General features: G+C 58.1%; 28 protein-coding genes. 2 read left to right on the forward strand and 26 right to left on the reverse strand.

Annotated elements, in window-relative coordinates:
• From CHB75_RS17570 to CHB75_RS17610, 9 genes are all read right to left on the reverse strand, one after another.
• Positions 1 to 188: adenosylhomocysteinase (locus CHB75_RS17570; RefSeq protein ID WP_141135136.1), on the reverse strand; the 188-nt coding region annotated here is incomplete at its 3' end.
• A 2-nt stretch (positions 189 to 190) separates the two neighbouring features.
• Positions 191 to 1393 carry a methionine adenosyltransferase gene (gene metK, locus CHB75_RS17575; RefSeq protein WP_089272893.1) on the reverse strand — a complete coding sequence of 401 codons (1203 nt, stop codon included), beginning with the start codon at positions 1391 to 1393 and terminating at the stop codon, positions 191 to 193.
• A 32-nt stretch (positions 1394 to 1425) separates the two neighbouring features.
• Positions 1426 to 2688 carry an MFS transporter gene (locus CHB75_RS17580; protein ID WP_176439184.1) on the reverse strand — a complete coding sequence of 421 codons (1263 nt, stop codon included), beginning with the start codon at positions 2686 to 2688 and terminating at the stop codon, positions 1426 to 1428.
• 10 nt (positions 2689 to 2698) lie between these two features.
• Complete coding sequence (locus tag CHB75_RS17585) at positions 2699 to 3475, reverse strand: class I SAM-dependent methyltransferase (protein ID WP_176439185.1); 777 nt, start codon at positions 3473 to 3475, stop codon at positions 2699 to 2701.
• Positions 3472 to 4680, reverse strand: coding sequence for a hypothetical protein (locus tag CHB75_RS17590; protein WP_089272899.1), 1209 nt, complete (start codon positions 4678 to 4680; stop codon positions 3472 to 3474). The genes CHB75_RS17585 and CHB75_RS17590 overlap by 4 nt, the downstream gene beginning before the upstream one ends.
• The gene (locus CHB75_RS17595; RefSeq protein ID WP_089272901.1) at positions 4677 to 5408 is read right to left on the reverse strand and encodes an SDR family NAD(P)-dependent oxidoreductase; all 732 of its coding nucleotides are present in this window, start codon (positions 5406 to 5408) and stop codon (positions 4677 to 4679) included. The genes CHB75_RS17590 and CHB75_RS17595 overlap by 4 nt, the downstream gene beginning before the upstream one ends.
• Positions 5408 to 6172 (reverse strand): sulfotransferase-like domain-containing protein, encoded by a 765-nt coding sequence (locus tag CHB75_RS17600; RefSeq protein ID WP_089272903.1) that lies wholly within the window; start codon positions 6170 to 6172, stop codon positions 5408 to 5410. The genes CHB75_RS17595 and CHB75_RS17600 overlap by 1 nt, the downstream gene beginning before the upstream one ends.
• Positions 6172 to 7404, reverse strand: coding sequence for a transaldolase family protein (locus tag CHB75_RS17605; protein ID WP_089272905.1), 1233 nt, complete (start codon positions 7402 to 7404; stop codon positions 6172 to 6174). The genes CHB75_RS17600 and CHB75_RS17605 overlap by 1 nt, the downstream gene beginning before the upstream one ends.
• A 29-nt stretch (positions 7405 to 7433) precedes the next feature.
• Positions 7434 to 8126, reverse strand: a complete 693-nt coding sequence (locus CHB75_RS17610) for an HAD family hydrolase (protein WP_089272907.1) — start codon at positions 8124 to 8126, stop codon at positions 7434 to 7436.
• Positions 8127 to 8226: 100 nt separating this feature from the next.
• Between CHB75_RS17610 and CHB75_RS17615 the strand changes: the two genes are divergently transcribed.
• A complete protein-coding gene (locus tag CHB75_RS17615; RefSeq protein WP_089272909.1) occupies positions 8227 to 9198 on the forward strand; it encodes a LysR substrate-binding domain-containing protein in 972 nt (323 codons plus the stop codon).
• Between the two features lie 85 nt (positions 9199 to 9283).
• Here CHB75_RS17615 and CHB75_RS17620 read toward each other — a convergent pair whose 3' ends face one another.
• The 17 genes from CHB75_RS17620 to CHB75_RS17700 all read right to left on the reverse strand — a co-directional run bounded on the left by CHB75_RS17620 (position 9284) and on the right by CHB75_RS17700 (position 25126).
• On the reverse strand, positions 9284 to 10528 hold the full coding sequence (locus tag CHB75_RS17620; RefSeq protein ID WP_089272911.1) for an MFS transporter: 1245 nt from the start codon (positions 10526 to 10528) through the stop codon (positions 9284 to 9286).
• Positions 10506 to 11480, reverse strand: a complete 975-nt coding sequence (locus CHB75_RS17625) for a BtrH N-terminal domain-containing protein (RefSeq protein WP_089272913.1) — start codon at positions 11478 to 11480, stop codon at positions 10506 to 10508. The genes CHB75_RS17620 and CHB75_RS17625 overlap by 23 nt, the downstream gene beginning before the upstream one ends.
• Entirely contained in the window at positions 11477 to 12724 is a 1248-nt protein-coding gene (locus tag CHB75_RS17630; RefSeq protein WP_089272915.1) for an NAD(P)/FAD-dependent oxidoreductase, read from the reverse strand. The genes CHB75_RS17625 and CHB75_RS17630 overlap by 4 nt, the downstream gene beginning before the upstream one ends.
• 25 nt (positions 12725 to 12749) lie before the next feature.
• Positions 12750 to 13148: a rhodanese-like domain-containing protein gene (locus tag CHB75_RS17635; protein WP_089272917.1), complete on the reverse strand. Its 399-nt coding sequence runs from the start codon at positions 13146 to 13148 to the stop codon at positions 12750 to 12752.
• Positions 13145 to 14080 carry an alpha/beta hydrolase fold domain-containing protein gene (locus CHB75_RS17640; protein ID WP_089272919.1) on the reverse strand — a complete coding sequence of 312 codons (936 nt, stop codon included), beginning with the start codon at positions 14078 to 14080 and terminating at the stop codon, positions 13145 to 13147. Before CHB75_RS17640 ends, CHB75_RS17635 begins: the two co-directional genes overlap by 4 nt.
• A 9-nt stretch (positions 14081 to 14089) precedes the next feature.
• A complete protein-coding gene (locus CHB75_RS17645) occupies positions 14090 to 14350 on the reverse strand; it encodes an acyl carrier protein (RefSeq protein WP_089272921.1) in 261 nt (86 codons plus the stop codon).
• Between the two features lie 15 nt (positions 14351 to 14365).
• Positions 14366 to 15934 (reverse strand): amino acid adenylation domain-containing protein, encoded by a 1569-nt coding sequence (locus tag CHB75_RS17650; RefSeq protein ID WP_176439186.1) that lies wholly within the window; start codon positions 15932 to 15934, stop codon positions 14366 to 14368.
• Positions 15915 to 16382, reverse strand: coding sequence for a GNAT family N-acetyltransferase (locus CHB75_RS17655; RefSeq protein WP_089272925.1), 468 nt, complete (start codon positions 16380 to 16382; stop codon positions 15915 to 15917). Before CHB75_RS17655 ends, CHB75_RS17650 begins: the two co-directional genes overlap by 20 nt.
• On the reverse strand, positions 16379 to 16873 hold the full coding sequence (locus CHB75_RS17660) for a hypothetical protein (RefSeq protein WP_089272927.1): 495 nt from the start codon (positions 16871 to 16873) through the stop codon (positions 16379 to 16381). Before CHB75_RS17660 ends, CHB75_RS17655 begins: the two co-directional genes overlap by 4 nt.
• Before the next feature lies 1 nt (position 16874).
• Positions 16875 to 17402 carry a DUF3291 domain-containing protein gene (locus CHB75_RS17665; protein WP_089272929.1) on the reverse strand — a complete coding sequence of 176 codons (528 nt, stop codon included), beginning with the start codon at positions 17400 to 17402 and terminating at the stop codon, positions 16875 to 16877.
• Positions 17390 to 18289, reverse strand: coding sequence for a PhzF family phenazine biosynthesis protein (locus CHB75_RS17670; protein WP_089272931.1), 900 nt, complete (start codon positions 18287 to 18289; stop codon positions 17390 to 17392). The genes CHB75_RS17665 and CHB75_RS17670 overlap by 13 nt, the downstream gene beginning before the upstream one ends.
• Positions 18290 to 18291: 2 nt before the next feature.
• On the reverse strand, positions 18292 to 19632 hold the full coding sequence (gene ectB, locus CHB75_RS17675) for a diaminobutyrate--2-oxoglutarate transaminase (RefSeq protein WP_089272933.1): 1341 nt from the start codon (positions 19630 to 19632) through the stop codon (positions 18292 to 18294).
• Positions 19622 to 20947: a lysine N(6)-hydroxylase/L-ornithine N(5)-oxygenase family protein gene (locus CHB75_RS17680; RefSeq protein WP_089272935.1), complete on the reverse strand. Its 1326-nt coding sequence runs from the start codon at positions 20945 to 20947 to the stop codon at positions 19622 to 19624. The genes ectB and CHB75_RS17680 overlap by 11 nt, the downstream gene beginning before the upstream one ends.
• Before the next feature lie 30 nt (positions 20948 to 20977).
• Positions 20978 to 22471: a class I tRNA ligase family protein gene (locus tag CHB75_RS17685; RefSeq protein ID WP_089272937.1), complete on the reverse strand. Its 1494-nt coding sequence runs from the start codon at positions 22469 to 22471 to the stop codon at positions 20978 to 20980.
• Complete coding sequence (locus CHB75_RS17690) at positions 22464 to 22868, reverse strand: cupin domain-containing protein (RefSeq protein ID WP_089272939.1); 405 nt, start codon at positions 22866 to 22868, stop codon at positions 22464 to 22466. Before CHB75_RS17690 ends, CHB75_RS17685 begins: the two co-directional genes overlap by 8 nt.
• A 205-nt stretch (positions 22869 to 23073) precedes the next feature.
• Complete coding sequence (locus CHB75_RS17695) at positions 23074 to 24126, reverse strand: FAD-dependent oxidoreductase (RefSeq protein ID WP_089272941.1); 1053 nt, start codon at positions 24124 to 24126, stop codon at positions 23074 to 23076.
• Between the two features lie 238 nt (positions 24127 to 24364).
• Positions 24365 to 25126: an ion transporter gene (locus CHB75_RS17700; protein WP_089272943.1), complete on the reverse strand. Its 762-nt coding sequence runs from the start codon at positions 25124 to 25126 to the stop codon at positions 24365 to 24367.
• Positions 25127 to 25271: 145 nt separating this feature from the next.
• Between CHB75_RS17700 and CHB75_RS21430 the strand changes: the two genes are divergently transcribed.
• Positions 25272 to 25778: a hypothetical protein gene (locus CHB75_RS21430; RefSeq protein ID WP_141135137.1), complete on the forward strand. Its 507-nt coding sequence runs from the start codon at positions 25272 to 25274 to the stop codon at positions 25776 to 25778.
• The last annotated feature ends 402 nt before the right edge of the window (positions 25779 to 26180 follow it).

Raw genomic sequence — 26180 nt, forward strand, 5'->3', positions numbered from 1 at the left:
ATCGTCATGTGCAGAGACCCGACGATACGCGACCCCTTCAGTGGCTTCTCTTCACCGAATTCGGTGCGCAATGCCATCAGGCCCGGCATTTCCGTTTCGGCAATATCCAGTTCCTTGCGGCCATATGCGGCAAGCGCGATGTCCTTTACCGCGAAATCCGGAAGGGTGATTGTTTGCTGAAGGGTCATGTCTAATGTCCTGATTGGGCAGAAACGGGTTGAGCGATCGCACCAAAGGCGCGGGCCAGCTGGTCAGCGATATCGGTGGATTCCCAGGAAAAGCTGCCGCTGTCCCGGGGGGAGCGGCCAAAGTGGCCATAAGATGCGGTCGGGGCGTAAATCGGACGCGCAAGATCAAGGTGGCTGCGAATTCCACGCGGCGTCAGCGGGACCATTTCACGCAGAACCTTGGCCAGCCGCACCGGATCAACGCGGCCAGTTCCCTTGAGATCAAGATAGACCGAGACGGGTTCGGCGACGCCAATGGCATAGGCCAGCTGAATGAGGCAGGTGTCGGCCAACCCGGCTTCGACCACGTTCTTGGCCAAGTATCGCGCGACATAGGCCGCCGAGCGGTCAACCTTGGTCGGGTCCTTGCCAGAGAAGGCCCCGCCACCATGGGGCGCGGCCCCGCCGTAGGTATCAACGATGATCTTGCGCCCTGTCAGGCCCGTATCGCCATCTGGGCCGCCGATCACGAAATTGCCAGTCGGATTGACCAGAAGGCGGTTGGGGTCGATGGCCCAGCCCTTTGGAAAGATATCCATGACATAGGGGGCGACGATGTCCTTGATGTCCGCAGCGCTGAGCCCTTCTATGTGCTGGGTCGACAGGACAACGGTTTCAACGCCGACGGGTTTGCCATCGCGGTAGCGCAGGGTGACCTGGCTTTTGGCGTCGGGCCCGAGCTGGGGCAATATACCCGCCTTGCGATCTGTCGCCAGGTTTTGCAGGATCCCATGTGCATAGACGATGGGCGCAGGCATCAGCGCGGGGGTTTCCCGGCAGGCATAGCCGAACATGATGCCCTGATCCCCGGCGCCTTCTTCGCCGTTGCCCGCATCATCGACACCACGGGCGATATCGGCGGATTGGGTGTGCAGGCGGTTGACGATATCCACGGTGCGCCAGGAAAAGGCATCCTGATCATAGCCAATGCTGCGGATGACGTTGCGCGCGATATCGGCCGCGGGGGGGTGGTCCTTGGCGCGGGTTCGCACCTCGCCTGCGATGGTGACGTGACCGGTGGTGGCAAGGGTTTCGCAGGCCACGCGGGCATCGGGGTCCTGGGCCAGGTAGCTGTCCAGAATAGCATCCGAAATCATGTCGCAGATCTTGTCGGGATGCCCTTCGGACACGGATTCACTGCTGAACAGATAGGTATTGGTGAACATCTCTGTTTCCTTTCTTCAAGTCACTGAAAATGTTATTCATTTCCCCGGGTTTCAGCGGGCAGGGCCCAGGCAAGCGCACCTGTCACAATGGTAAGAATGCCAATGATCACGTAGATGCCGATGAAGCTTCCGGTAAGGCCGGCCCAATAGCCGCCAAAGAAGTTTCCGGCGATCCCGCCAACCCCCAGCGTGACATTGGCGATGGCAAAGATGGAGGTTCCCGAAAGGTTACTGGGTGTCTTGGCTATGTAGGCGGGCACCAGTCCGAAGATCGGATAGAAGGCCAGCGCGAAACAGACGCCTGCAATCAGCAGCATCTCCTTGACCGGAAAGAAGACCAGAAGCCCGGAGGCTGTCAGCAAGAGGGCATAGGTCAGCAGCATCGTCGCGCGAATGCCGATCTTGTCAGCCAGCGTCCCCAGAAGGAAGCCGGAGAACATCCCGATAAAGCCGATCGTCGCCCAGAGCTGTCCGCTGAGCGCGACGCCATGGCCAAGTTCGTCCTCAAGATAGGAGGTCAGGTAGTTCTGGAACGGCATTGTGGTCATGCCGTTGAGGAGGGTGATTGCCAGGATGAGAAGGACCCAGGTTTCGGCCCGGCCCAGCGTTTTCATCAGCCCGCGTTTGGCCGGTACGTCGGCATCTTGCGGAACGGTTTTGGTGGGACGGTCAGCAGCAGAGAGCGCACCGGCGCGGGCCAGGACCGCAAATCCGATCACGGTAAAAGCGACCGAGATTGTGCCAACCGCGAGCCAGATCCCCTGCCAGGTCCCAGATGCAAGGAAATGCGGGGCCAGCAACCCGTTGATGAACACGCCATAGCTTGTGCCCGAGGATATCAGTCCCAGAACCTTGCCACGGTGGGATTGAGGAACGGTGCGCGATGCCAGTTCGACCATCGGCACATAGACCGACGCAGCGCAGCCGCCCAGCAGGACAAGCAGGGCACCGATCACCACGACGTTCGAAACCGTGGGGACCAAAATCAGGGAGGCCGAGCATACGATCATCGACAGGATCGCGACCCAGGCACCGCCGATCCGGTGCGCCAAAAGTGCGCCGCCGATGGCAAAGAGCATGAACGCCACCTGGGCCATGCTCGTGATCACGCCGACCGTCTGGTAAGAAAACCCGAGGCTCAGGCGCATTGCCGGCAGGATTGCTGCAAACAGATACATTCCAAAGCCGTATGTGGCGGCAACAAAGCTGGTCAGCGTCAGGGCGACAATGGCGGGTTGCAGTTTCGTATAGAGTGGAATCTTAAGCACGGAATTTTGCGCATCGATCTGTGTCATTGTTTTGTCCTCAGGCTGGGCGGCGGGCAACATGGATATGAAAGCCAACCTGGTGAAGGTCATAGTCAGGCTGGAAATCGCCGTAGCTGGTGATGTCATTGAACCCGGCGGCGGTGAGTTCCGCGCGCATCGTGTCGCGCGGGATCGCGGCCACGCGCAGGTGGTGCCGCGCGCCATCGGGGAAATCGTATTGAAAGGTGCAGATATCCCCGGTGATCGAAGGGGTCACGCGGGTGCCCTGACCGGAATAATACAGGCCCGATGTATTGGCGTATTGCCCCACCCGGATCGCATCAAAGTTGCGATGGTCCAGGATCAGCTGCCCGCCCGGACGCAGCAGGCTGTAAAAGTTTTTCAGCGCCTTGCTGCGGTCGGCCGGGTCCAGCAAATGTGGGAAAGACGAACCAAGACAGACGATTGCATCAAACGGCGCGGCGTCACTGTCGAGCTCCAGCCAGTCACGCACCATCATCTTGAAGCGGACCCCATGGGCGCGCGCGTTTTCAGCGGTACGGGCCACCATGTTGGGGCAGATATCCAGCGCGGTGACATCAAAACCGGCCCGTGTCAGGCGGACGGCGTGATACCCCGTCCCGCAGGCGGCATCCAGCACACGGCGCGCCCCGTTTGACGTCAGTTGATCGATGAAAAAGGTCTTTTCACCGTCCTGCCGTTTGTTCCAATCGATCAGGTTGTCCCAGCGATCTACAAGGTCGTCCTGATATTGTTCGGTCACGGGGTGGGCTTTCACCACCGCCGTGCCCATTGGGGAAACTGCGACGTTCATCCGGCCATCCTCCATGATGTATCTGATTGGGCACGGACCCGAAATTCCGCAAATTTTGCTGCAAGTTCATTGGCTTGCGCGGCGGTGTCCGCCAGTGCCATCCGGCGCACCGAATACCCAAGCATGCGCGTCATGATCGCCATTTCGCGGTCCGTGTAGGTCACGGTGCCATCGTCTGCGATGGCTTCTATGCCGTCGGCCTGCTGGCAGCGCTGGTTGATCGCGATCGCCTCTGACAGGCTGAGCCCGTGGGGGAGATCCAGCGTGGCGCCTTCGGCGGAAATGCGCACCGGATATCCGCCCGGCAGGCCCGAGGGGCCGGGCACATGGGCCGAGATGCTGCGGTTTTCGGCCATCGCGGCCAGAACGCGGGTTGCGGAACCGGCTGTCAGCAGTTGCCCCGCCACACCGCCGATGCGCTTGAACGCTCCGTTGAGCTGCCCGAAGGCCTGTTTGTGATCCACCTCGACCGGGGTGCCGTCGCAGCGGGTGACGGACATATGGTAATCGCCGTTGCCCTTGTGACCCGCACGCGGGACGAAGTGGCTGAAATAGTGCTGCGACACCAGACGAACCCGAAGATCATCAACCGGAACCCCCGTAATCGACGCGATGGCAAAGGTGAGACCGGGAATGATGTTGGCTACATTTCCGACGCCAAGCGTCGGGGCCAGGCCGACCTTGTCCAGAATGGCATTCACCGCATCCGGGAAGGCTGCGTTGACAACCTTTGGGGTGATACCCGCATCGCGGATGGACCGCATGAGATTGTAATTCAACGAAAGATGCATCGGAAGCCAGGGGCCGAATTGTGCTTCGTCCAGAGCCTCGAAAACGGCCTTGGGCAGTTCTGTCAGGCGGCGCCAGGATTGCAGGCTGGCACCCATAAAGATGATGTCGGGTTTGACCGCGGCCAGGGTTTCAGCAGTCGCCGTCATATCGGCCAGATCGATCCGGGCGACTTCGATTTCCGCCAGAATACCGCAATTGGCCGCAGCGTAGCGCGCCAGATTGGCACGATGTCGCAGGGCTGTTTCATCACGCCCGGCCAGGATAAGTCGGGTTGTGCCAGGGCGTGCCAGTAGTTGGTTGATGACGTGATTTGCCAAATCGCCAACGCCAAGGATCATGATCCGGGGCTGATCGCCGTTTGCCGTCATTTGCCCGAGGGCACCATCGGTCGGGGGGAAAGGGAGCGTGATCATCTTGGATAGCACCCGTTGTCGGAACGAATGATCGCCCCGGTCATCGACCGCGCATTGTTGCTGATCAGAAAATTCACGACACCCGCAACGGATTCACAGTTCAGCCCGCCGTCCAGCAATTCCTGGCGTTTGTATTCCGCATAGCGATACTCTGGGATTTCACGCGCGATATCAGTGTCTTCGATAAGGCCAGGTGACACGCAATTGACACGGATTTCCGGCGCATAATTCATTGCGTTGGATTTTGTCAGGCCGATGACACCAGCCTTTACCGATCCGTAGACAGCGTCCGATGAGCCGACTTCGCCGGCAACAGAGGCGATGTTGACGATGCTGCCCCGGTCGCCGTTCTTGCGTACGTGATCCGCGTACCAAAGCGACAGTTTCATCGGCGCCTTGAGATTGACATCAATGGCCCGCTCAATCAGCGCATCATCATAGGTGCTGAGCGGTTTGCCCAGATACATGCCCGCGTTGTTGACAAGGGAATCGATGCGACCAGCCTTTTCACAGACGGTCTGGAACACCTTTTCGAGCGCGGGGAAGTCTGAGACGTCGCAAAAAAACACCTCAACTTTTTGATTTGCGTGGCGCGCTTCGAAATCGCGAATCTTGTCCTTGTTGTTATCGCATCCATAGACGCGGTGGCCCTGCGCAAGCGACAAGTCGGCGACTTTTTCGCCCAGGCCACTGGCAATGCCAGTGATAAAAACGGTTTGTTCGGTCATCAGATTAGCTCCTCGGTGCGGGTCTTAATGGGGGATGAAAAGCGCTGCATATGGGCATAAAAAGGCTGACAAAAATCGGCCATTGCGCGCAGGCGGGGCTGGCTTTCGAAAGAGACGGAGTATTGTTTTTTGGGGGCCGTGATGGTTGTGCTTTGGGCCGCTTCGGCGTGCCAGGTTTCCCAGGTTTGCCAAACCGGCGGCATGGCCGCGCCCCAGCTGAGGGCGTGCGGGTCAAAATCGATGCCGGCATAATCACAGACTGCACGCATGGTCCCGACCGGATCGCTGGCCAGCTGCGCAGAGTCGATCACCATGGGTGTACGGCCCGTCGCCTGACGCACATGATCGAACAGAACGGGCACTTCGGCGTAGCCGATACAGTCGAAATCCATACCGGGGTGCACCGTGGCAAGCGATAGAACCGCTTCCTCCGGGCTGCGGACAAGAAAGATGTTCACCTGGTTCGCAAGGTATTCGTGATCGTCTATCAGGTTTCCAAGTACATGATAACACATGTCTTTGTGGAAAACGGGACCGTTCTGGCGGGCCTGCTCCATCCGGTCACGGATGCTGGCGTAGTCCCCGGGCAGGGTGGGATCAAGCGTGCCGTGCGGCAGTTTTTCGCGGCTGTCATTGGCCTGATAGACGGCGGCAAATTCCTCGTGAAAGACCTGAAAATCCTTGCGCTCAAGAAAGTATCGTTCAAACGCGGTCGAAATCGACCGGGGATGCGTCCAAAGCGCGATTGAGATTGCCCTGGTCATCAGGCCGCTCCCGCGAGGGCGGTGTTTACGTCGTGCTCATACGCCAAACCGATGTGATGGATCAGGCGACGGGTGTTTTCGTTCACTTCCATGAAGGTGCCCAGAAACGCGCCTGTGGCGGCGAATTCCACCGGGGTCATCCCGTCGGGTTCGTAACTCTTGCGGAAGGAAGGGAGCTGGAGCAGCCGCGCCATGACCGCCTCCGGGACGGCCGAGTCGATGCCCTTTGGCGTACAGGGCTGCCAGCGATCCTGATCTTTCAGGATGTCCGCGATAAAGTCCGGCTTGCAGGTATAGGCAATGTTCGCCCCGGCGGTGTGTTCCAGATGCATGGACAGATTACTGTCAGGCGTGTTGCGCTTGTCGACTTTCAGCGACGACAGCAGCATCTTGCAAGGATGCCCTTTGCGGCGGATCAGAGAATTCGCGCGCTTGAGGATCGCAAGTTCGGCCCATCGCGTGTCGGATTCGGACAGAGGAATGCCACGGGCTTCGGCCTCTGCACCAAGACCGTTCATCGTGCCAAAGCGACCGATCATATGGGTGATGACACTGCGCCAGCGGGACGTATCGACGCCGGCGGTGTATGCCTTGGCTAGTCCACGCTCTACCGCCTGGATACAGGCAAGGAACTGCGGAACCGTGTAGGACAGTGTCGAATTGGTGGAAATGCCGCGCGCGGTCAGTTCTTCGATCACGCGGTAGCCCGCCTGGGTGCCGGGGATCTTAAGCATGACGTTGGGGGCCGTGCGGGCAATGCCCAGAGCCTGTTCCAGCATCGCGTCATAATCGAACATGATGCGCGGGTCGGTCTGGCCGGACACCCAGCCGTATTTTCCCTTGGACTTGGACCAGAGCGGTAACATCATGCCCGCCGCGCGGGTGATCGCCGTCTGATAGACCAGTTGATAAGTTGTTTCGATCGTGGGGCGATGCTGGCGGGCGATCGCTTCGGAAATGATGGGTGTCCATTCTTCGGGTGCGTTCTGAATCCAGCTGGCGATCAATGAAGGATTTGTCGTGATCCCGCGCACAAGGCCCTCGGTCGGGCGTTCGGGATCAAAAAACCGGTTCAGCTGCGCACGCCACACTGCGGCTTCGTCCGAAGTGGAGGCGGTAGACAGGAATGTGTCGCGGAACTTGCCGAAGATCTGAGGAGAGCTGTCCCACCAGATCTCGGCATCCGGGTTGGCGGCTTGAAGGCTTTCGAACGGGGAAGGTTTGAATGTCATGACGAAACGGCCTTTTTTGAAGTTGCGGATCAGATCGAAACAAATTCCTTGTGAATTCGCTCGGGGCGACTCGAGCGGCGCTTTTCACGCCACATAGCGATCTGTGCGGGCAGGTCTGCGATACGTGTGATGCGTTGGGTGCCGGCGAATTCGGGGCCGGTTGCTTCTCCGCGCGGGTCCAGCACGACGGTGTACATGCCGGCGTTGCGCGCGGCGGCCACGCCCGTCGGGCTGTCTTCGACCACAAGGCAATTGCATGGCTCGGCGCCCCAGTGACGCGCGGCTGTCAGAAACAGATCAGGGGCCGGTTTCCAGGTCTTGAGGGCATAGGCGCTGAAGATGCGCCATTCGAACAAATCCCAAACACCAACCGCGCCGAGCATGGTTTTGACTTTTTCGAATGGGGCTGAGGTGCCGACGCAATACCGGCCATCCAGACCGTCGACGACGCCGCGAAGATCCGGATCGCATTTCAGTTCGGCGCGATAACGATCCGCACAGGCATTGCGAAAATTTTCGATGAATTCAGCCGAAAGGCAAAAATCGAATTCCGTTTCCAGTTCTCTGAGGCAATCAGAGATTTTGCGCCCTCTGAACCGGTTATAGGCGGTCATCGCATCCAGACCGGGAATCTGTTCGGAAAGAACCGCCATGGTCAATAGCTCGCTGTCAACGAGAACGCCGTCGCAGTCGAAGATTACAAGTTCATCAAAAGAAACCATGATTTGATACCGAGCGTTGAATGTTGTTGCTCTTCAACGCTAGGTAGAATTTAGTGATGTGGAAATTCAATTTTTCTGACACTGCTTAAGGATTCTTAACATGTCTGATCGCCTTCCTCCCATGGCGGCACTTAGGGCTTTCGAGGCAACAATCCGGACAGGTTCCCTGGCCAAGGCCAGCGAAGAACTTGGTGTGACACATGCCGCAATTTCTCAGCAATTACGTATACTTGAAGAGCATGTTGGCGTGCCTTTGCTGGACAGGACCGGCCGAAAAATGCAGTCAACCGCAGCAGGGGAAATCCTGGGTGGAGCGCTGACAAATGGCTTCCAAAAGGTCCGGGATGGGCTGCTGATGGTGCGGAAACAAGCAGCTGCAATGCCGTTGCGAATTTCAACAACGCCGTCATTTGCCGCGAATTGGCTGGTTCCAAGACTGCATTCATTTTCCGCAAAAAACCCCGATATTGAAATTACCATCGACGCGCGGTGTTCGGTGATAGATTTGGATGATGGCAGCTTTGATGCAGCGATTCGTTTTGGAACGGAACCGGGCAGGGGGCTTAACAGCATTCCGGTTGTCATGACCGGTCTTAGCGTTATTGGAGCGCCCTCTCTCGTGGGGGATCAGACCGTTTTTGAGCCATCTGATTTGTTCCGCTTCACTTGGCTTTTGGAGCCAAACAAGGAAATCTTTATGTTATGGCTGTCAGAAAAAGGTTTGGACCCGGCCTCACACAGAAACCGGCTGACGATCGAAGGGGCCATGCATTATTCCGCGCTTCTGGCCGGGCAGGGCATTTCCATTATGGGGAGCGAGCTGGCAGGCGCGGATATGAAAGCAGGGCGGCTCAGGATTCTGTTTGATGATATCGACACGCGCGACGACACCGGCTACCGGCTTGTCTGGTCGCCGCGCCTCGAACGCCCTGCGCTGCGTCATTTTGTGAAGTGGCTGAAGAGCCAAACAACGGCCGACGACAGTGAGTTCAAGAACGACAGTGGCCGTGTTGCCCTTTATGCGCAAAGGCTTGCGCCCAAATCAGCGGCCCGTGCGCGGGACAAGCCATAAGCCTGACATCATTCAGATGTGACAAAAAATGTGCGGCCCTGAAGGCCGCACAGGTGTTTCCCGCAGCGTTTTGCCGCTTGCGGTGTCAGGCCTGACGGGTCGCGCGATAGGCCCAGTTCAGCATGGCCAGACCGAGCAAGACCACACCAATCGACAGGATTGTCGTTCCCAGCCGAACATCGAGGAACTCGAAATAGGCCCCAAGCGCGAGGTTTCCCATTGCGCCGCCAAAAGAGCCGATCGTGAACCAATAGCTTATGACCTTGCCGATGTTGCGCTGGCTCACGTGGCGTTGGATGACCGTCAGAAGCGGAATATCAATCGTCGCAGCCCCCAGCCCGATCAAGAGCGCGCCGGTGAACAACGGCACCATGGGATAGGGGACAAACAGCGCCAGGGCGAGCAACATCAGACCAAAGCCCAAAACCGGTTCACACAGGAACGAAAAGACCAGCGGTCGGCGGAGCTGCAGCCGCCCCACGACCAAATTCCCAACGAATTCACCCGCACCGTTGACGAACATCAAGGCCCCGAACAACCACGCGGGGCTTTCAAGCTCTCTCAGCACCAGCAGGGGCAGCACGATTTGCAGGGCGCCGCGCCAGAAAAAGGTGAAAGCCGCATAGCTCCAGACCCGGATGAGCAGTACGCGATCCGAAGACAGCTCTTTATAGCCCTGGCTCAGGTCCTCGCGCAAAGAGGTCTTTGCTGAGGGGGCATCGCTGTCGGTGTTAATCTCTGGCAAAAGTAGCAGCAACGCCGTCGAAACCACAAAGGCGGCTGCGGTCGCAAGGAAAATGCCGCCTTTCATGTCGAAATGCAAAAACCCCGCCAGCAGTCCGGAACCGAGGAAAAACGCTGGCCATGTGATGGTTTGAACCAGGGCATTGCCGGCCTGAAGCTGCTCTTCCTTCAGCAGTTTCGGAATCATGGATTTGGCCGCCGGAACGGAAATGGCAAAGCAGGTCGACACCAGAATGCCAAAGGCGGTGAGGCTGTAAATATTGAGCGCGCCCGAGGTATAGAACAGAAACAGCCCCAGCATGAGCAGGGCGCGCAGCAGTTCGACCACGATGAGGAACCACCGTTTGTCCATGCGGTCCCCCATGACGCCGCCAATCGGCCCAAGAAAGCCGCGTGACAGGGTCACTCCGAAGGTGACAGCCCCAAGCTGCAAGGCCGAGGCGTTCATTTCGATCGCAAAATAGATGATCGTGACCGCCAGCAAACCGTCGCACAGATTGGTGATACACTGGCTGGTGAAAAATGCCGCATAGCTGCGTCGTTGCAGCAGCGTGAGATAGGCGTCATCCGTGGGTGCATAGGTCATTGGTTTCATCTTCTTCCAAAGATTGGGTCAAAGTGATGAGCGACGCGCTGAAGTCAGCCTCAGCCGCGGCGAGTTCAGCGGCGCGCGCGGGAATGCGTCGTGACGGGGGCATCTTGCCAAGGCCTGCAAAGGTGATCAGCTCGCGCAGTTTGAACGCGCGATCCGAGAGCGCGTCAGCCATGTTTGCCAAGTCCGGTTGATGTGCCACATCACGCAGGAAGGCCCCGAAGCAGCGTCTTGATCCGGCAAGGATCGACATGGCCTGGCCCAGATGGCCGAACAGAACGCCCGGATCATTCCAGGGAGAGGCCAGCAGATCATGAATTCCGGTGAGCAGAACCAGGCTGTCTGTGCGCCCCTTCTGATGGGCGCGGAACCGATGCAACGCCGCCGCCGTATCCTGTGTTGCCAGGGCTGCATAAGTTCTGAATTCTCGTACGGAATTGTTGTTGTAAAACGCAGCCAGATCGGGGGTTTTGTAGCTGTAGTGGCAAAGAACGCTGGCAGGATTGTCGTCGATGATCGCCCAGGTATCGGTCTGGGCGTCATAGCCTGTGACGATAATCAGATGAAACAGATGCGCATTGCGGAATTCGGGGCAGTGTTCGAGATAGAAAACATCCCCCGCCAGCAACACAAACCCATCTGCGGCGATGCGTTCAAGAACAGTGTCGCGGGCCGTGGCAAAGTTGTCGGGAAATTGCGATTTGCGGTCGACCCCGGCCATCTGAAAATCCGCGTCTGTCAGGCCGTCAAAGTCGAAATCATATTTTGGTATGCGTTTGCGGATACATTGATCCAGAATGACATCACTCGACACATGGCATGTGGCAAACAATTCGGCCACCCGCACACGGCGTTCTGCCAGCATGACGATACTGTGTCGCTGTGCGCAATTCAGGAAACTGCGGCTGAACAGCGCCATGTCATATGAATGAAGTTTTTCGGTCATGTTGCCGGTTCCATCGCGCGTTTTTGCTGTGCGGCGGCTTGCTTGGCTGCCCCGACAAGGTAGCTTTTCTGGAATTGCGATGGCGTGACCAGGCGACCGGTCAAGTCAAGGTACCGCTGTTTCAGCCGATCATCCTGCAGGATCGTGGCATAGATTTTCCGGCTTGTTTCTTCCGATTTTGCCACACGGGCATCTGCCATGATCCCGCTTGCGTGCGGTGAAAAGAATTCTGCGTGGGCAGTTTCGTATTCGGCCAATGCGGCGTTGCGATCCGGGCCGTGACGCCCGATGGCATCCGCCAGGAAACGGGCCGACATCAGGCCAAAGGAACATCCCACACCGCTCATCGGATCAAGCGACAGGGCAGCGTCGCCGACAAAGGCAATGTCGTTTGTCACTGCCGGTCGCAGCTGATTGTCATAGCGTTTGTACCCCATGACAGGGGTTTGCGGCGTGAAGCCGTTGAAATCGACGTCCGGCAAGTGACGTTTGAACTGATCGATCAGGTGATCGACACGGGTGCGGCCAGTACCCCAATCACCGAAGCTGTCGGATTTCACATAGACCGAAAGCAGCGTGCGCTCACCGATCAACGGATAGAGAAAGCTCATCTCGGCGTTGTTCAGCACGAACAAGGAGCGATTGTCCTGTGGCGCTGCGATGCCATGTCCGTAGATGAAATAGGCGAAGCGGTCATTGGGGGTTGTCTGTGTCGGCGCGGCGACAAGGCGGGCGATATCGGACATACGACCGTCCGCAGCAATCACGTAACGTGCCCTGACAGAGCCGGCTTGCGCCCCGTCCATGTGCGCTGTGAACAAATCGTCGGACCGTTCAAGGCCAATGACCCGGGTTGCCAGTTTGATATCGACCCCGTTTGCCGCCGCGAGTTGCCGCAATAGGGGGTCCATGACGCGCCTTTCAAGGTTATGCGCGGAGGAATGTATATCGTCCTTGCCGTAACCTGTTGGCGCGTCGATCGTGCCGCCGGGAACAAAGAACTTGGCCTGCGTCGCGATGCTGCATTCGGGACCCAACAGGTCGCTGGCCCCCAAATCCGCAAAGACATGATTGCCGACCGGTTGAACGAAATGGGTGCACAGCGATTTGTGATCCGTCATGCTTCGCTTTGGATCAACCAACGAGACAGACAGCCCCGCCTTGGCCAGAAGGATGGCAGCGGCGGTGCCGGCAACTCCGGCACCAACCACAATCGCGTCATAAAGCGGAAAGATCTGGGTCATCGGATGGGTCCTTGGGTTCAGTGCGTCAGCAACCGCAAATGATTTCTGTGCCGGTGCGGGCCTTGGTGCCTTCGGTTGCGTATCCGTCGCGTATCCACCAATCGAGTCCGCCGATGAGCTCGCGCACCTCGAATCCGAGAGTCATCAGTTTGAGGGCGGTCTTTGTTGAGGCATTGCACCCGATCCCGTCGCAGTAGCAGACGTAGATGCGGCCTGGGTCCAGATCGGCGGTGCGGTGCACACAGATTTCGCGGTGGGGAATGTTGATGGCACCGGGAATATGCTCAACCTGATAGGCCGCGTCAGAGCGGCCATCCACGATGGTGATCGGCTTATTGCCCTTTTCCAGCGTGGTGTAGACATCGAAACTGTCCATTTCGTAGGCCAGTTTCGCCTGATAGTGGCGCAGTTGATCCATATTCATTTGTCGTTTCCTTTTACGAGAGTTTTAAGGTGTTCAGCGACCTGCGTCAGAGCCACATCGGCCGACTGCACACGCCCGGCATACAGCAGTGCATCATGGCCTTGCCCCTGCAACCAATGAAGGTCGGCCTTTGGGTGGCATTGCGCGAACGCCCGGGCTTCGTCGGCCAGAATATCGCAGGGCGCGGCAAAGATCGTGACAGGGCAGGGCAGCCGCGCCATGGCGAGCGGGTCTGTGCCATGCTGCACAAACCAATCTGCCCACAACCGGCGAAACCACAACATGACCTCTGCATCCAGAAACAAACCGGTCGCGAAATCGCTGTATGACGGAAAAATCGTGCTGAGCGACAGGACGGGATAGACAAGCACGGCACCCTGAACCCGGTCGCGCACAGGCCCCGCCGCGATGTGCAGCGCAACAAGCCCCCCGATGCTGTCTCCAATAACGATGTCGCGGCCATCTGGATTAAGCGCGCTCATGATCCGCGCGATCAAGGGGGACAGGCAGGTATCGGCGGTATTTTCAGGCATCTTGGCATAGCCATGCACCATGATCCGCGCACCGGAACCGGCAGCCAGCCGGGTCAGCATCGGGAGGAAATCCAAGGCATCATAGTACACCAGACCGCCGCCATGGATGTAGTGAAGCGTGCAGTTCTGCGCATTTGCGGGGGTCAGGACATGGGTCCATCGGTCGGTTTGGCGAATGTCCACATCGGCTGATACCGGGTTGGTGTAATTCGCAATCCACGCAGATTGTGCGGCGCGGCCATAATCGGCGTCATCGCGCGGGGCCACCTTGCGCATCATCAGTCGCCGCGCGGCGATCACGCGGCCAATATCCGGCGCAAGCGCCATATGCCGCGCGGTTGTTGGCTCTGGCAGCGTCGCCATGTTGCCGGGGACTGCGCAAAGCAGGGTTTGTGCCATTGACCTGCCCTATACCGTCGCCGAGTGGAAACGTGCCACGATATCGCAAAGCCCTGCGATACTGTCGGGCGTTTCCAGATCGTCGATGAAGTCTTCCAGGTCCACACCGGTCTGGGCGGACAGGGCCACCACAAGATTGACCGCGGTCAGGCTGTCGATGCCAAGTGTGTGGAGCTTCGTGTCTGGCGCAAGCTCTGCGATGTCTGTGCCGCTCAGTTCGGCGGCGATCAGGGCGCGGACATCATCCAGAAAGGGTATCGTATCGGGCATATGTATGGTTCCTTTTTATCCAGAGACACAGACAGAGAGCCGCGCCAGAAGATCCCGGTCATTTGATTTTCCGGTTCCGGACAGGTTCGGTTTTGAAACGCTGTCCCAAAGGGACGGGCGTGCATAGGCGGGCAATACACGGTCAAGATGGCGGCGGGCCCTTGCGACCGCATCCGGATCATCGCTGACAAGGACCACGCCAATCAGCTGCGTTTTTCCCCGCGCGACAAGACCGGCAACAGCGCGGTCAATCCCCGGCAGGGACATGCATTCCGACTGAATTTCGCCAAGGGAAATCCGGCGTCCGTTCAGTTTGACTTGGGAATCCGCGCGCCCCAGAAAGACCAGATCGCCATCCACATCAAAGCTGCATATGTCGCCTGACCGATAATAGCGGACACCCGATCTTTCGAAAATCTGCTCTGCCGTGGCCGCGGGATCGCCAAGATAGCCCGCCATCACCTGCACCCCGCCAAGGCAAAGCTCACCGGGCTGATCAGCCCCGGTGATGTCCTGCCCGGCCGGATCCAACAGTCTGATATCGACACCGGCCAGCGGGCGACCGATGGGAAATGCCGTTGTCCGCCCGGGTTCGGGGATCTTCAGCTCGAATCCGGTGCAGACAATGGTGACTTCTGTTGGGCCATAGACATTATACACCCGCAAATCAGGCCGGGCAGATTTCCAGAGGTTGAGAATTGCGGGCTGGCAGGTTTCGGCCCCGGTCATGATCATTTCCAGATCGGGGAAACAATCGGGATGGATCTCTGATGCATCATCTGACAGCACGGCGAGCAAAGTGGATACTGCGATCAGATGCGTTATGCGCTGACGCGCCAGGGTCCGCCGCATGATCATTCCGACAGCGGGCCGGTTGTACAAATAAACAAATGCGCCGACCGAGAGCGGCAGCAGTGTGTCCTCTATCGAAACATCGAAATGAAACGGCGCAAAGCTTAGCACCCGGGCGCCCGCGCCAAATTGCAGCATCTGGTTATGCGCGTGAAAATAGGCCGAAAGGCTTTGATGCGTGATCTGTACGCCCTTGGGTTTTCCCGTCGATCCAGAGGTATGGATGATATAGGCAATGTCGTCCGGGCCGGGTAAAGGGCGCACTATGTCGTCTGGTCTGTCTTTGGTCAGCTGGTGCCAGTCGCTGATATCCAGATGCGGGTGACCTTGAACAATTGCTGGGCCGAAACCTACGGTCAGCGCGGGCCGGGCGCGGCCGATCATGCTGCTGAGCCTCTCTGCGGGCAGATCAGCATCAATCGGGACATAAACCGCTCTGAGTTTCCAGATCGCCACCGCGATTGCGGGCACGATGGGCCATTTTTTCGTCAGGACGACCACGCGATCCCCAGGGGTGATGCCCCAGCGATCCCTTAGAATGTGCGCCATGTTCAGCGCTGCTGTTTCAAGATCCCGGTAGGTGAGTTCGGTTTTCGGGTCGGCAACCGCGACTTTGTCCGGCGTTGTCGCATCGCCCATGCGCAGTAACCCGCCAAGATCAGCCAGCTTTCCGCCCCAAGGGCCGGGCCCGCAATCGGCAGACCAAGGCGGTTCAAACAAATTCTGGGTCATGGGCCACCTGAAGTGTGAAGCGGGATTTGGTAAGTTCCTGAGCCCGGAGACTGTGGTAAAATGCCCGGCCCAGATCGTTGTCAGGCGGGGTTTGCCATTGAATTTCCTTGCAGTCATGCTCGCATGCAAAACGCTGAAGCGTCGCCATCATTCGCCTGCCAAACCCCTGCCGACGGATCGAGGGGGCGAGGTAGAGACAATCCAGATACACGAAAGGCCGCGCAGCCCATGTAGCGGTGTCGATGGTCGCGGTCATATAGCCTTGCAGTGGCCCGGCCATATCGACAACCCATCCGAACAGATGCGGCTGTGGTGCAAAGAAAAGGCTGTCCCAGCGTTCGACCTGATCGGACCTGGTGAACGTCAGCCCTTCGTATTCGGCATGTTCCTGGCACAACGGCACCAAGGCGTTGAGATCGCGCGCTTCTATGGGGCGAATATTGCTCATACCGTGCCCTCGTATCTGCAGGCCAGATAGGCAGAGAGCGCATCCTGCGTCAGCCCGTTGCCGGGCCGCAGAACGGTTTCGATCCAGGCATCTGCTTCGGCCATCATCAGGCGCATTTCCCAGATACAGGCGATCAGTTTGGGATCGGCCAGCGGCGCGCATTTGAGTCCGGTCACATGCTGCGCAAGGCTAAAGACGCTGTGGCGGATATTGTTGGCGTTGTTGAACCGCGAAATCAGAAGATAAAAACCATCATCCGCCATGTGAAAAATCGCGAAACCGGCCGGATGATCCTGCGGCTGCTGCAAGGTCGCGGCCGCATCACGCACAGCCACTTCAAACGTGGCGGCGTCGGGCAGGTCATCCACTGTCCATTTGTCGGACAGAATGGCATAGACCTTCACCGGCCAAGCCCCCTGGACGATACCCAGATCGACGACCTGGCGCGATGCGAACTTCATCGGATTGCTGATCTGCGCTGTGGCCCCCATGTCAGATCACCTTCTCGGGTGTGCGGTCTTGCGCGGCAAACACCTGCGAAAAATCAAAGGCATAAGCACTTGGGCCATAATCGTGCAGATGTTCAAGCCGTTGGCAGGCTTCACCCCAGCTGGGTGTATGCGCATCGTCCACCCACCACATGGCATAGGTTGGCCAAGCTGGTTTGCGGAACCATTTTTCGCGTTGCTGCAGGGCGCGTTGATGCAGGCCCGAATAGGCAAACTGCCGCACCGCATCCACCGAGGCCCAAAGCGACACCGTCGAGGCTCGTGTGTCCTGGGCCGTTTCGAACCCGCCATCATAGAAACGGGGTACGGCGAATTTGCCCCAAGGGCCCCAATCCCGTTCAAAATTCGTCAGCTCGTCACGGTCATCGATTTCGCGGGCCCGGGCGATGAAACCGGCAGATTCTTCGGCCTTGCGAAAGACTGCCGGGGTGAGCGCTTCGAACCCGTGCACGACCGGGTCGCCATAAGGTTTTTTCATTATCGCGAAAGTGGTGAAAGCTAGGCGGGGCATAGCGCAATTTCCCTGTTGAAGTGTCCACGCATAACGGTGAGCGTCGGGCCGCCAACGTGGATATCCGTATCCTCCAGACGCACCATGATCGTGCCCGGGCGGTGAATGGTGTGCCCCTGTTCAAGGTGGTGCAGCGCCTGGGCCGCGAAAGCCGGGTCTCTGCGGCGCAAGGCAGCGGCCACTGAACCGGCACAGGATCCACAGACCGGGTCTTCGTATATGCCCTCTGCCGGGGCAAATGTGCGCAGTTCTGCGCTTATCCCGGGGCGCGGGTTGGGCCGGAACAAGGTGATGCCCACAGCCGAAATTGATCGCGTCAGATCCGCAATCGCCGTCATGTCGGGGTGGGCCCGGCTGATCGCGCTTTCCGTCGCAAGCTCGATCAGCAACCAAGGTACGCCCGTCGCCACGATTTGTGGCGATCCTGGTGCAAGATCGTCCACAGACAAGCCAAATAACCCCGCAAGATCAGCCGGAGAAAACACCGTGGTTTCGAACTTTGGTTGTGGCACGGTTGCAAACCATGGCGCGTTTGGTCCGTCGCGCCATATCCGCAGATCGCCGCGCGAATGTTCAAACCGGACGGCGGTGCACCCCGGATTGGTCGCTTCACAAAACGCATGTGCCGCTGCCAATGCGGGGTGCACCGCAAAGTTTATCTCTCTTCGGGTGGTGAATGTCCGCATGAACGCGTCTCCCCCCTGTCGGGGCGGCAGCAAGAATACGGTCTCTGACAGGTTGGTTTCCCGCGCAATCGCCTGCATCAGAGCCGTGTCGGCGCGCTCCGCCCCAAACACCACCGCCGCCGGATTCCCGGTAAGAGGCGCCTGTGCGAAGACGTCGATTTGCCAGAGCTCAAAGTCTGAACGACCGTCGGGAAAGCCCATGTCTAGACCACCTCAGCCGATCTTGGGATCTGGTTGAAGATCGCAGCGTGGTCCGGCGAAATCTGATGTGTATTGAGGGCGATCAGGCCTTCTGAAATCAGGCCCAGAACTTTGGCCAGTTCCGCTTCGGTGACCATCAGGGGTGACAACATCTTCAGGACTTCGTCTTCTGGCCCGCATGTTTCAATGATGACGCCCTTGTCAAAAAGCCAGCCTGCCAGATTTCCCGCAGTTTCCGGATTCCGGCAATCAAGGCCCATGAACATGCCGCGCCCTTTCGTACGTTTGATGGCGTGGGGATGGTCTGCGGCAATGCGTGTCAGACCTTCGCGGAGTTGCTGCGCGCGGACCGCGATCCGGTTTTGAAAACTGTCATCCTGCCAGAAAGACCGGATGGACGCCGCCGCACCGACAAAACCCAGATTGTTGCCCCGGAACGTACCGTTGTGTTCCCCCGGTGCGAAAACGTCATGTTCCGGGCGATGCAACATCAGCGACAATGGCGCGCCAAAGCCAGACAGCGATTTCGACAGCACCACGATGTCAGGATCGACTTGCATGTCTTCGAACGAAAAGAATGTCCCCGTCCGCCCGATCCCGGCTTGAATATCATCAATGATCAAAAGCGCCCCGAGCCGCTTGGCCAAGGCCGCCAACCGGCGCAGCCAGACTGGCCGCGCAACGTTCAATCCGCCTTCGCCTTGCACGGTTTCCACCAGAAAGGCGGCGACCGGATCGATGCCCGACCCTTTGGCGCAGAGCTGCCGTTCGATCACATCCATTGTGTCGATCTGCGATCCCAACGCACCATCATAGGGCATGCGCGTCACGCCGCCCATTTCAATGCCGGCACCGGCGCGTTTTTGCGCGCTTGCCGTTGTTGCCAACGCACCCAGCGTCATGCCGTGAAAGCCACCCGAAAACGCCACGATATTGCGGCGCCCCGTGACCTTGCGCGCAAGTTTCAGGGCGGCCTCTATTGCGTTTGTTCCAGTCGGTCCGGGAAACATCATCTTATAATTCATGCCGCGTGGCTCTAGGATAATATCCTGAAATACCTTGATAAAATCCATCTTTGCGGCTGTGTGCATATCCAGACTGTGCAAAATCCCACCAGACTGCAGATATCGTTGCACCGGTTCGATAACAGCGGGGTGATTGTGTCCGTAATTCAGCGTGCCGGCACCGGACAGGAAGTCGATGAATTCCCGCCCGTCCGCATCAGTGATCACAGTGCCGCTGGCCTGGGTAAACAGCGCCGGGAAGCTCCGGCAATAGCTGCGCACAGAGGATTCATGACGTTCGAATACGTCCAGATCTGAAACCTTACTATCAAATTGCATCGGTCGTCTCCGCCAAAACTGGGTGCCTGTGGGATTGGGATGGTGCGATAAGCTTCGCTTCCAGGCTGGCCAGAATGTCAGCCGAGCGCATGGACAAAAGACTGAACGATCCGGCATCTCCCAACCCGTGAGAGCTTTCGCACAAACCGTTCAGATAGAGCGCCAGCCCGGCATCACAGGCTACAGCGTAATCCCGTTCAACCTTCAAAGCGCCGCCCCCGCGGCGTGCAAGGTGCGGCGCAACATCCGCCAGAAGCTCGGGGAACAGTTCATCGCCTTCGCCATGGCCCAGATCGCGGAACCCGGTCGCAAGAATGACCGCATCGACGTTCAGGGTTTCAACGTCACCCAGATGCTGCTCTTTCAAAGTAAGGCTCGCACCGTTTGCGTCCGATACAAGGGTTTCGACGGCAGTGTTGTTGCGGATGTGGATGCGCTGCCGTCGGTCCAGCCGTTCCTCGTACAGGGTCAGCATAAGTTTGTGCAGCACATCATGATCGGCTGCGCTGTAATTTGTGCCACGCAACTGCCGACTCAGGTTTTCGCGGGCTTCATCGCCAACACGGAAGAAATAGTCGACGAATTCAGGGAAATAGACGTAATCCGAAAATGGGCTGGCATCCTTTTGCCGCATCGAGAAACTGCGATGAATCGTGTGGATTTCGGCCTGCGGCAACCGGTTCGCAAGATCGAGCGTGATTTCCACGGCGGACTGACTGGCGCCAATCACCGCGACGCTGCGCAGGTTCATGCCCAAAACATTCATCCGCTTGAGGTAATCGCTTGCGTGAAACACCCGCGGGCCAAGCGCCGCTTCTGCAAATTTCGGGATCTTCCGGCTGCGTCCGGTACCAAGAACCAAGGCCCGTGCCGCGATGTCGCCTGAATCGGTTTCCACATGCCAAAGGTTTTGGTCGACATCCATGCGAATGTTTCTCGCCCGGGTCTCGTAGCGGGCGATCGACGCAAAATGCTCTGCCACCCAAGTCACATATTGCGCGTAATCTTTGCGCAGCGGGTAGTGCAGCCCAAGGTTCAGATATTCGAACAGCCGCCCTTTTTCTTTAAGGTAATTGGTAAAACCATAATAGCTGCGCGGATTGCGTGGCGTCACGAGATCCCGAAGAGGGTTGTTCTGAATGTCTGAGCCTTGGAGCATCATTTCGGGCTGCCATTCCGGCCCGGACGCGCCGTCAATGAACAGCATATTCAGCCCGCTCCGCGCTTCCTCATGTGCCACAGCCAACGACAGGTTCGATGGACCGAAGCCTATGCCAAGGACATCAACAGTGTGTCCGGCGTACTGGTCTTTCATAACAAGCTCCTATCGATTTCGGCCGAAAATTCAGGCCACTTGAGATAACTGTTCAGATTGCGGCCATGTAATGCGACCAACGCCGCCGCTCAGCTGCCAGAGTTCGGCGGCTAAACCCGGCGAAAGCGGGGCAAGGCCCACAGCAATCGCACGCGCACTGGCACAAAGCTCGGATGGTGCTGCCCCTGCATCCATTTGGCGGATCAGGATCGACAGTCCATTCGCAACGGTTTGCGCCGCTGCGCGCAGATTTTGGCGTCCGATGTCGTAGACCGATTCAAACCGGGAGTAGAGCGCGGTTGACCAGACGGTATCCTGCACCTGCGCCGGAACCGTCACAGCCTGCAAACCCGCCCTGATAGTTTTGAGCGGCGCGCGCAGTTTTCGGTTCAACACGCGCTCCATATCTTCCATCGTGAAATTGGCCTGGCTGTAATCCGGGTTGGACCATGCGAAATAGAACCGCGCCTCATCCGCAGATATTTCGGCAAGCAGATCACGCCCCCAGATCAAATGGCCCTGGCTTGTCGAAAATTTAAAGTTGTCCAATTGATAGAATTCATTGGTCACAATCGCTGCGGGCAATACCGAACGCACACCACATTTTTTTGCCGCCATCGCCAAAGCCACATGCGCTATGAGGTAAAAGAATGAATTGTCGAAACCCAGATACTGAACATAATCGGCATCGGTCGGAAACGTCATGTTTTTGGAGGACGCCGCCTGTTCCAGCCAGTGGTAATGCCCCGGCAGGATTTCGGCCCAGACGTTCAGGACTAGGCCGTCGGCGTTGGGAAACGGCGCCGGGATGCCCCATTGTGACGGGAAGGTGATGGGGAAATCGGGCAGACGGCGCGCGAACAGCTCATCAATAAGCCGTTGCAGGCTCGGACGGCGTTCCGGAATGGCCGTATCAAGGTAGTCGCGCAACGGTTCGCGCCAGTCCTCCAGGGAAAGGACATATTGTTCGACCGGGCGCATTTCGATCGGGTCGCCCGGGGCACCGCCAGTCGGGTAAAGCCCCAGCAGATCGCGCGCATCGTTGGGATGTCCGCAGGCTTCGCAGATATTCCCGTTTGTGCCGCTCAGGCACACCGGACATGTTCCCGACGCGTAGCTTTCGAACATGAAGCGTTTGCGCACGACGTCATAGGGGTAGGGTCGGGTCTGGCGCTGGAATATATTCCGCTCGTACAGGGCGGCAAACCAGTCAGATATATATGCTGTATAGGCCCGATCCGGAAACCCGACGATATCGAAATCAATGTCGGCCATATCCAGCGTTTCAGACACTTCCTGATGGCTTTTCACCGCCAGCGCACCCGGATCTTTGCCCAGGCGTTCTGCGGTTGTGACAACATAGCTCTGGTTCACATCAACAGACAAAGCGGTGATGCAGGTATGGCCGCGCAGGGTCAGATACCGGCGGAAAACATCGGCGCCAAAGTAGGGCCCACACAGATGCCCGACGTGCAGATCGCCATTCGGGGTCGGCGGCGGTGCAATGATCAATGTATCACGCATCGGCCAGTTCTCCCGCTTCCTCGGCCTGAAGGGCGCGACGCAGCGCGCCCTTCGCCTCGGGGCTTGCCCAGAACACAGTCAGGAAAACCAACGGCTCGACAGCATTCTCGTTTGCAATGGTATGTGTGCTGCCTCGGGGGAGAAAAATGACATCGCCGGCGGCAACCGGCGTATTTTCACCATCAACGTCTATGCGGCCATTGCCGGACATGATGAAAAACGTTTCGTCTTCGTCGTGGGAATGTGGCGTTGTGGATTCGCTCACCCGAACCGATGCAATTGCGGCTCCCCAGTATATAGGATCCATTACGTCATCCCATGGATAAACCCGACGTAAATCGCATCCATATTCGTAATTCGTTTTTGCAGCTTTACCTTTGGAAATATGAATTGCCATTACGTGTCCCTTGGATACCTTTGGATAATTCAGGCAGGCTTATTTTCAAAATATCGGTACCATGGGGAGTCAGATTCCCGCAATTTAGATAAATTAATACCCTGTCAAAAAAAATTTGCGGCCGCTGGTGTAAAAGGCTGCCGGACAGCTGTCCGCGGCACCACCAGCGGCGCAGAGCAAGGCCTTATACGTTGATTTTGTTGGCTTATCTCAGGACAGTACGCGCAACCGATTTCCCGGTCAGCGGCGCAAATTTGAAACCGCCCCCGTTATCGGCGGTGACAATCACGTGCGGCCCCTTCCTGAGCAGCGGGAAGGGTAGCGAAATCGAGGTCCAGTGACTGCTTTCGACTTCGACATCATGACATTGTCCAAACCCCGGCCACTGCGACGTGTAGGCGCGCATCATGGCTTTCGCGATGGTGTCCGCTCCTGTCCGCGCGTTTGGGTCTTGTTCTTTGCTAAGCTTGCCAAACCCCAGTTTCAGACGTTGGCCGCGCACAGGCTGCATTCCCCAAAGGTCCTGACCCGCCATACTGTAAAATGCGGCCTGATCGGATGTCAGCGACAGCTCCGGGTGATCGGCATGTAGGACATGGCATTCGAACCGCCGGAAATGCCCGGCCAACGGTTCAAGGTCCTGCCCTGACGCGGCGAGCAACCTGCCCGTCCCGGCCCCTGCGGCGATGACAACGCACAGACGCGCCTCGTGCCGGTTTTGATCCGTCAGCACGACAGGTTGGTCCGGGGCAAGATGGCTGGCCGTTTCGGTCACAAATGAAACCTGCCCGGTCGCCTCAAGATGACTGCGCAGCGATGTCAGGATTTCGCTGGCCATCAACACTCCGAAATCTACCGCGAGCGTTACCTCCCCGCGCAAGCCCCTCCATATCGGGTATCTTTCGACAATGGCCTCAGCTGGTTGTGTTTCCACATGCGTGATCCCGGCAGCGCGGCGCGCAAGGGGGCCGGGACATTGTGACAGAACACCAACCGGCGCAAATCCATCGCACCCGATATGCTCCAGAACCTCTTTCCACGCATGAAGCGCGGTGATCGCATCATCGGCAGTTGGACGGTCGGGCCGATCGGAAAAGGGATGGATCAAACGGTGATTGCCCCAGGACGCGCCTGCCGGATTTTCCGGGCCGCAGGGATCTATCACACGGACAGACAATCCTTGCCGGACCAACTCGAGTGTTGCGGATAACCCGTTGATGCCGGCCCCAACGATAATGACATCCGGCTTTCGGGTCATTGTGCAACGCGCCTTTCCGGCAATTCAGAACGCAGACAGCCATCAGGCGATGCTGCCTTTGAGTCCTGTCCAAGGCTGGCGCGGCCGGTGCTGATCGTCAAGGGGCCAAAGGCGGCAAGGGAAATGGTTCCCGGAACAGGACTGCCGGGGCCTGTGATGGTTTCGCGGCGCTGGCACAGTCAGTAAAGGCGCGGGGTTCACCACACCGGCGATGCCTCCCGCCAGCAAGCGCCGCGTGTCAGACGCTTCCCTCGGTCGCGATATGGATCGTGGCGCCGCAGTGTTTGCAGTGCACAGCGTCCTGATCGTGCAGCACCAGCCCGCAGGTTTCGCATTCCTGCCGCACCTTCAGCGGGCGAAACAGGACCTGCAACAGGCGCAGAAACAGCGTCACACCAAAGATCATGACCCCGACGGAGAGCATCCTCCCCCAGCCCCCGGTCAGGGTGATGTCGCCGAAACCGGTGGTCGTCAGCGTGGTGACGGTGAAATACAGTGCATCTGCGTAGTTGGTGATGTCGGGGTTGATGCCGACCTGTGTGACATAGATCAATCCGGTCATCACAAACAGAAACACGCCAAGGTTGATCGCGGCAAGAATGACATCCTCATTCTCGCGAAAGTATTTGAAATCCCGGCGCAGGCGCCCCAGCAGCTGGTAGGTTCGCAGCAGCCGCAAGGTTCTGAGAATGCGCAGAAAGCCCAGGCCTTCGCCCGCAATGGGGGCAAGAAAGGACAGGATCGCGGCGATATCGGCCCATGTGGTAAACCTGAGCAGAAAGCGCCCCCTTTCCGGCTCCAGCCAGACCCGGATGACGAAATCGGCAAGGATGACAACGCCAAAAATGGCATCCAGCGTTTCGATCGTCAGCGACCGTTGGATAAAGGATGTCAGGATGACAAACACGACGGTGATGATATCAAACACCAGCAGCGCATAGCGGAACCTGTGCGCCTGCGGAGTGTCGTCCTGATAAAGCGATCTTAGGTGGTCCAGCACGGGCCGTTCTCCTGAACAAGGGTGCGATCAGCGGCACCGCCAAGCAGATTGATGCGGCGCAATGTTCGAAACCTGCCCCGGCTTTGACCATAGCCTGTCAACGTTATCCTGCCCTCACGATTATTCCTTAACTATCTGACATGTAGTGATCGCTCATATCGTCACGCGGCGGGCAGCACTGCGGGACTTTGGCGCCGTTCGAAATGGAAACGCCCAACTTCCTCAGGAGATGCGATTCCTAATCCGCGATCCGGCGCATGGCTTCATTCAGCAATTCGTCGGAAAGAAGCTGCGTTTGAGCCAGAGAAAGAAGATTTATATGAGCACCATTGTCGTGTTCGGGGGGCGACATCACGACAATGCCGGTTTTGTCATGGCCGACTCTGAACAACAGGTCACCAAGTCGGCGCAGAAGTTCCTTTGTTTGCATCTGACGGCCGGGGCGCAATTCCTGCATGACGGAGATCGCTGGCGCAGGCTGATTTGCACAAAGAGTGTCTGCGGCGGCCATCGGGATAGAGACGCCCCCCCAACGCCCGTTACATTCGATCCAGTGGATATTGTCGGCGCCGTCAGCGCCTCGGAAGATCACCGCGTCAAGGCTGCATCTTCCGAAATACCCCAGGCGCTGCAAGATGCCCGCAATGCGTGACGCCTCGGCGCTCAGACGTTCCTGCAATTCTTGGGGCAAGGTCGATCGCGCCGCGCCCACAAAAGCAGCCCCGCTATCGTGGACCCGCTGTTCAAAGATCCCCTCGATCCGAGGCGGGCCGTCCTGAACATGAGGCACCCAGATCTGTGCGGACGGGCTGCACCTGACATTTTCATCCCAGACACCGACAAGGATCGGGTATGTGTCCTGCCAGCCGAAAGTATGAAGACGATGCAGCAGGAACTGTCTCAGATCACAGAGGCTTTTCCCACGAACCGCAGCGCCTTCAAGGCGAAGGTTTCCTGCCGAGCCTGCACTGTCAGGGACTTTGACAATGATCTGATCGCTCTGCTTGCCAATGCGCCTTACCAACCCTGCCGCCGCCGCCGGGCCATATGCCGC

The sequence above is a fragment of the Puniceibacterium sediminis genome (genome assembly GCF_900188035.1).
In the GTDB taxonomy this organism is placed as follows: Bacteria; Pseudomonadota; Alphaproteobacteria; order Rhodobacterales; family Rhodobacteraceae; genus Puniceibacterium; species Puniceibacterium sediminis.

Bases quoted from the DNA above. Each gene is read 5' to 3' on its own strand.
- metK (WP_089272893.1), bottom strand. From the start codon at position 1,393: ATGTTCACCAATACCTATCTGTTCAGCAGTGAATCCGTGTCCGAAGGG.
- CHB75_RS17580 (WP_176439184.1), bottom strand. From the start codon at position 2,688: ATGACACAGATCGATGCGCAAAATTCCGTGCTTAAGATTCCACTCTAT.
- CHB75_RS17585 (WP_176439185.1), bottom strand. From the start codon at position 3,475: ATGAACGTCGCAGTTTCCCCAATGGGCACGGCGGTGGTGAAAGCCCAC.
- CHB75_RS17590 (WP_089272899.1), bottom strand. From the start codon at position 4,680: ATGATCACGCTCCCTTTCCCCCCGACCGATGGTGCCCTCGGGCAAATG.
- CHB75_RS17595 (WP_089272901.1), bottom strand. From the start codon at position 5,408: ATGACCGAACAAACCGTTTTTATCACTGGCATTGCCAGTGGCCTGGGC.
- CHB75_RS17600 (WP_089272903.1), bottom strand. From the start codon at position 6,172: ATGACCAGGGCAATCTCAATCGCGCTTTGGACGCATCCCCGGTCGATT.
- CHB75_RS17605 (WP_089272905.1), bottom strand. From the start codon at position 7,404: ATGACATTCAAACCTTCCCCGTTCGAAAGCCTTCAAGCCGCCAACCCG.
- CHB75_RS17610 (WP_089272907.1), bottom strand. From the start codon at position 8,126: ATGGTTTCTTTTGATGAACTTGTAATCTTCGACTGCGACGGCGTTCTC.
- CHB75_RS17615 (WP_089272909.1), top strand. From the start codon at position 8,227: ATGTCTGATCGCCTTCCTCCCATGGCGGCACTTAGGGCTTTCGAGGCA.
- CHB75_RS17620 (WP_089272911.1), bottom strand. From the start codon at position 10,528: ATGACCTATGCACCCACGGATGACGCCTATCTCACGCTGCTGCAACGA.
- CHB75_RS17625 (WP_089272913.1), bottom strand. From the start codon at position 11,480: ATGACCGAAAAACTTCATTCATATGACATGGCGCTGTTCAGCCGCAGT.
- CHB75_RS17630 (WP_089272915.1), bottom strand. From the start codon at position 12,724: ATGACCCAGATCTTTCCGCTTTATGACGCGATTGTGGTTGGTGCCGGA.
- CHB75_RS17635 (WP_089272917.1), bottom strand. From the start codon at position 13,148: ATGAATATGGATCAACTGCGCCACTATCAGGCGAAACTGGCCTACGAA.
- CHB75_RS17640 (WP_089272919.1), bottom strand. From the start codon at position 14,080: ATGGCACAAACCCTGCTTTGCGCAGTCCCCGGCAACATGGCGACGCTG.
- CHB75_RS17645 (WP_089272921.1), bottom strand. From the start codon at position 14,350: ATGCCCGATACGATACCCTTTCTGGATGATGTCCGCGCCCTGATCGCC.
- CHB75_RS17650 (WP_176439186.1), bottom strand. From the start codon at position 15,934: ATGACCCAGAATTTGTTTGAACCGCCTTGGTCTGCCGATTGCGGGCCC.
- CHB75_RS17655 (WP_089272925.1), bottom strand. From the start codon at position 16,382: ATGAGCAATATTCGCCCCATAGAAGCGCGCGATCTCAACGCCTTGGTG.
- CHB75_RS17660 (WP_089272927.1), bottom strand. From the start codon at position 16,873: ATGGGGGCCACAGCGCAGATCAGCAATCCGATGAAGTTCGCATCGCGC.
- CHB75_RS17665 (WP_089272929.1), bottom strand. From the start codon at position 17,402: ATGCCCCGCCTAGCTTTCACCACTTTCGCGATAATGAAAAAACCTTAT.
- CHB75_RS17670 (WP_089272931.1), bottom strand. From the start codon at position 18,289: ATGGGCTTTCCCGACGGTCGTTCAGACTTTGAGCTCTGGCAAATCGAC.
- ectB (WP_089272933.1), bottom strand. From the start codon at position 19,632: ATGCAATTTGATAGTAAGGTTTCAGATCTGGACGTATTCGAACGTCAT.
- CHB75_RS17680 (WP_089272935.1), bottom strand. From the start codon at position 20,947: ATGAAAGACCAGTACGCCGGACACACTGTTGATGTCCTTGGCATAGGC.
- CHB75_RS17685 (WP_089272937.1), bottom strand. From the start codon at position 22,471: ATGCGTGATACATTGATCATTGCACCGCCGCCGACCCCGAATGGCGAT.
- CHB75_RS17690 (WP_089272939.1), bottom strand. From the start codon at position 22,868: ATGGCAATTCATATTTCCAAAGGTAAAGCTGCAAAAACGAATTACGAA.
- CHB75_RS17695 (WP_089272941.1), bottom strand. From the start codon at position 24,126: ATGACCCGAAAGCCGGATGTCATTATCGTTGGGGCCGGCATCAACGGG.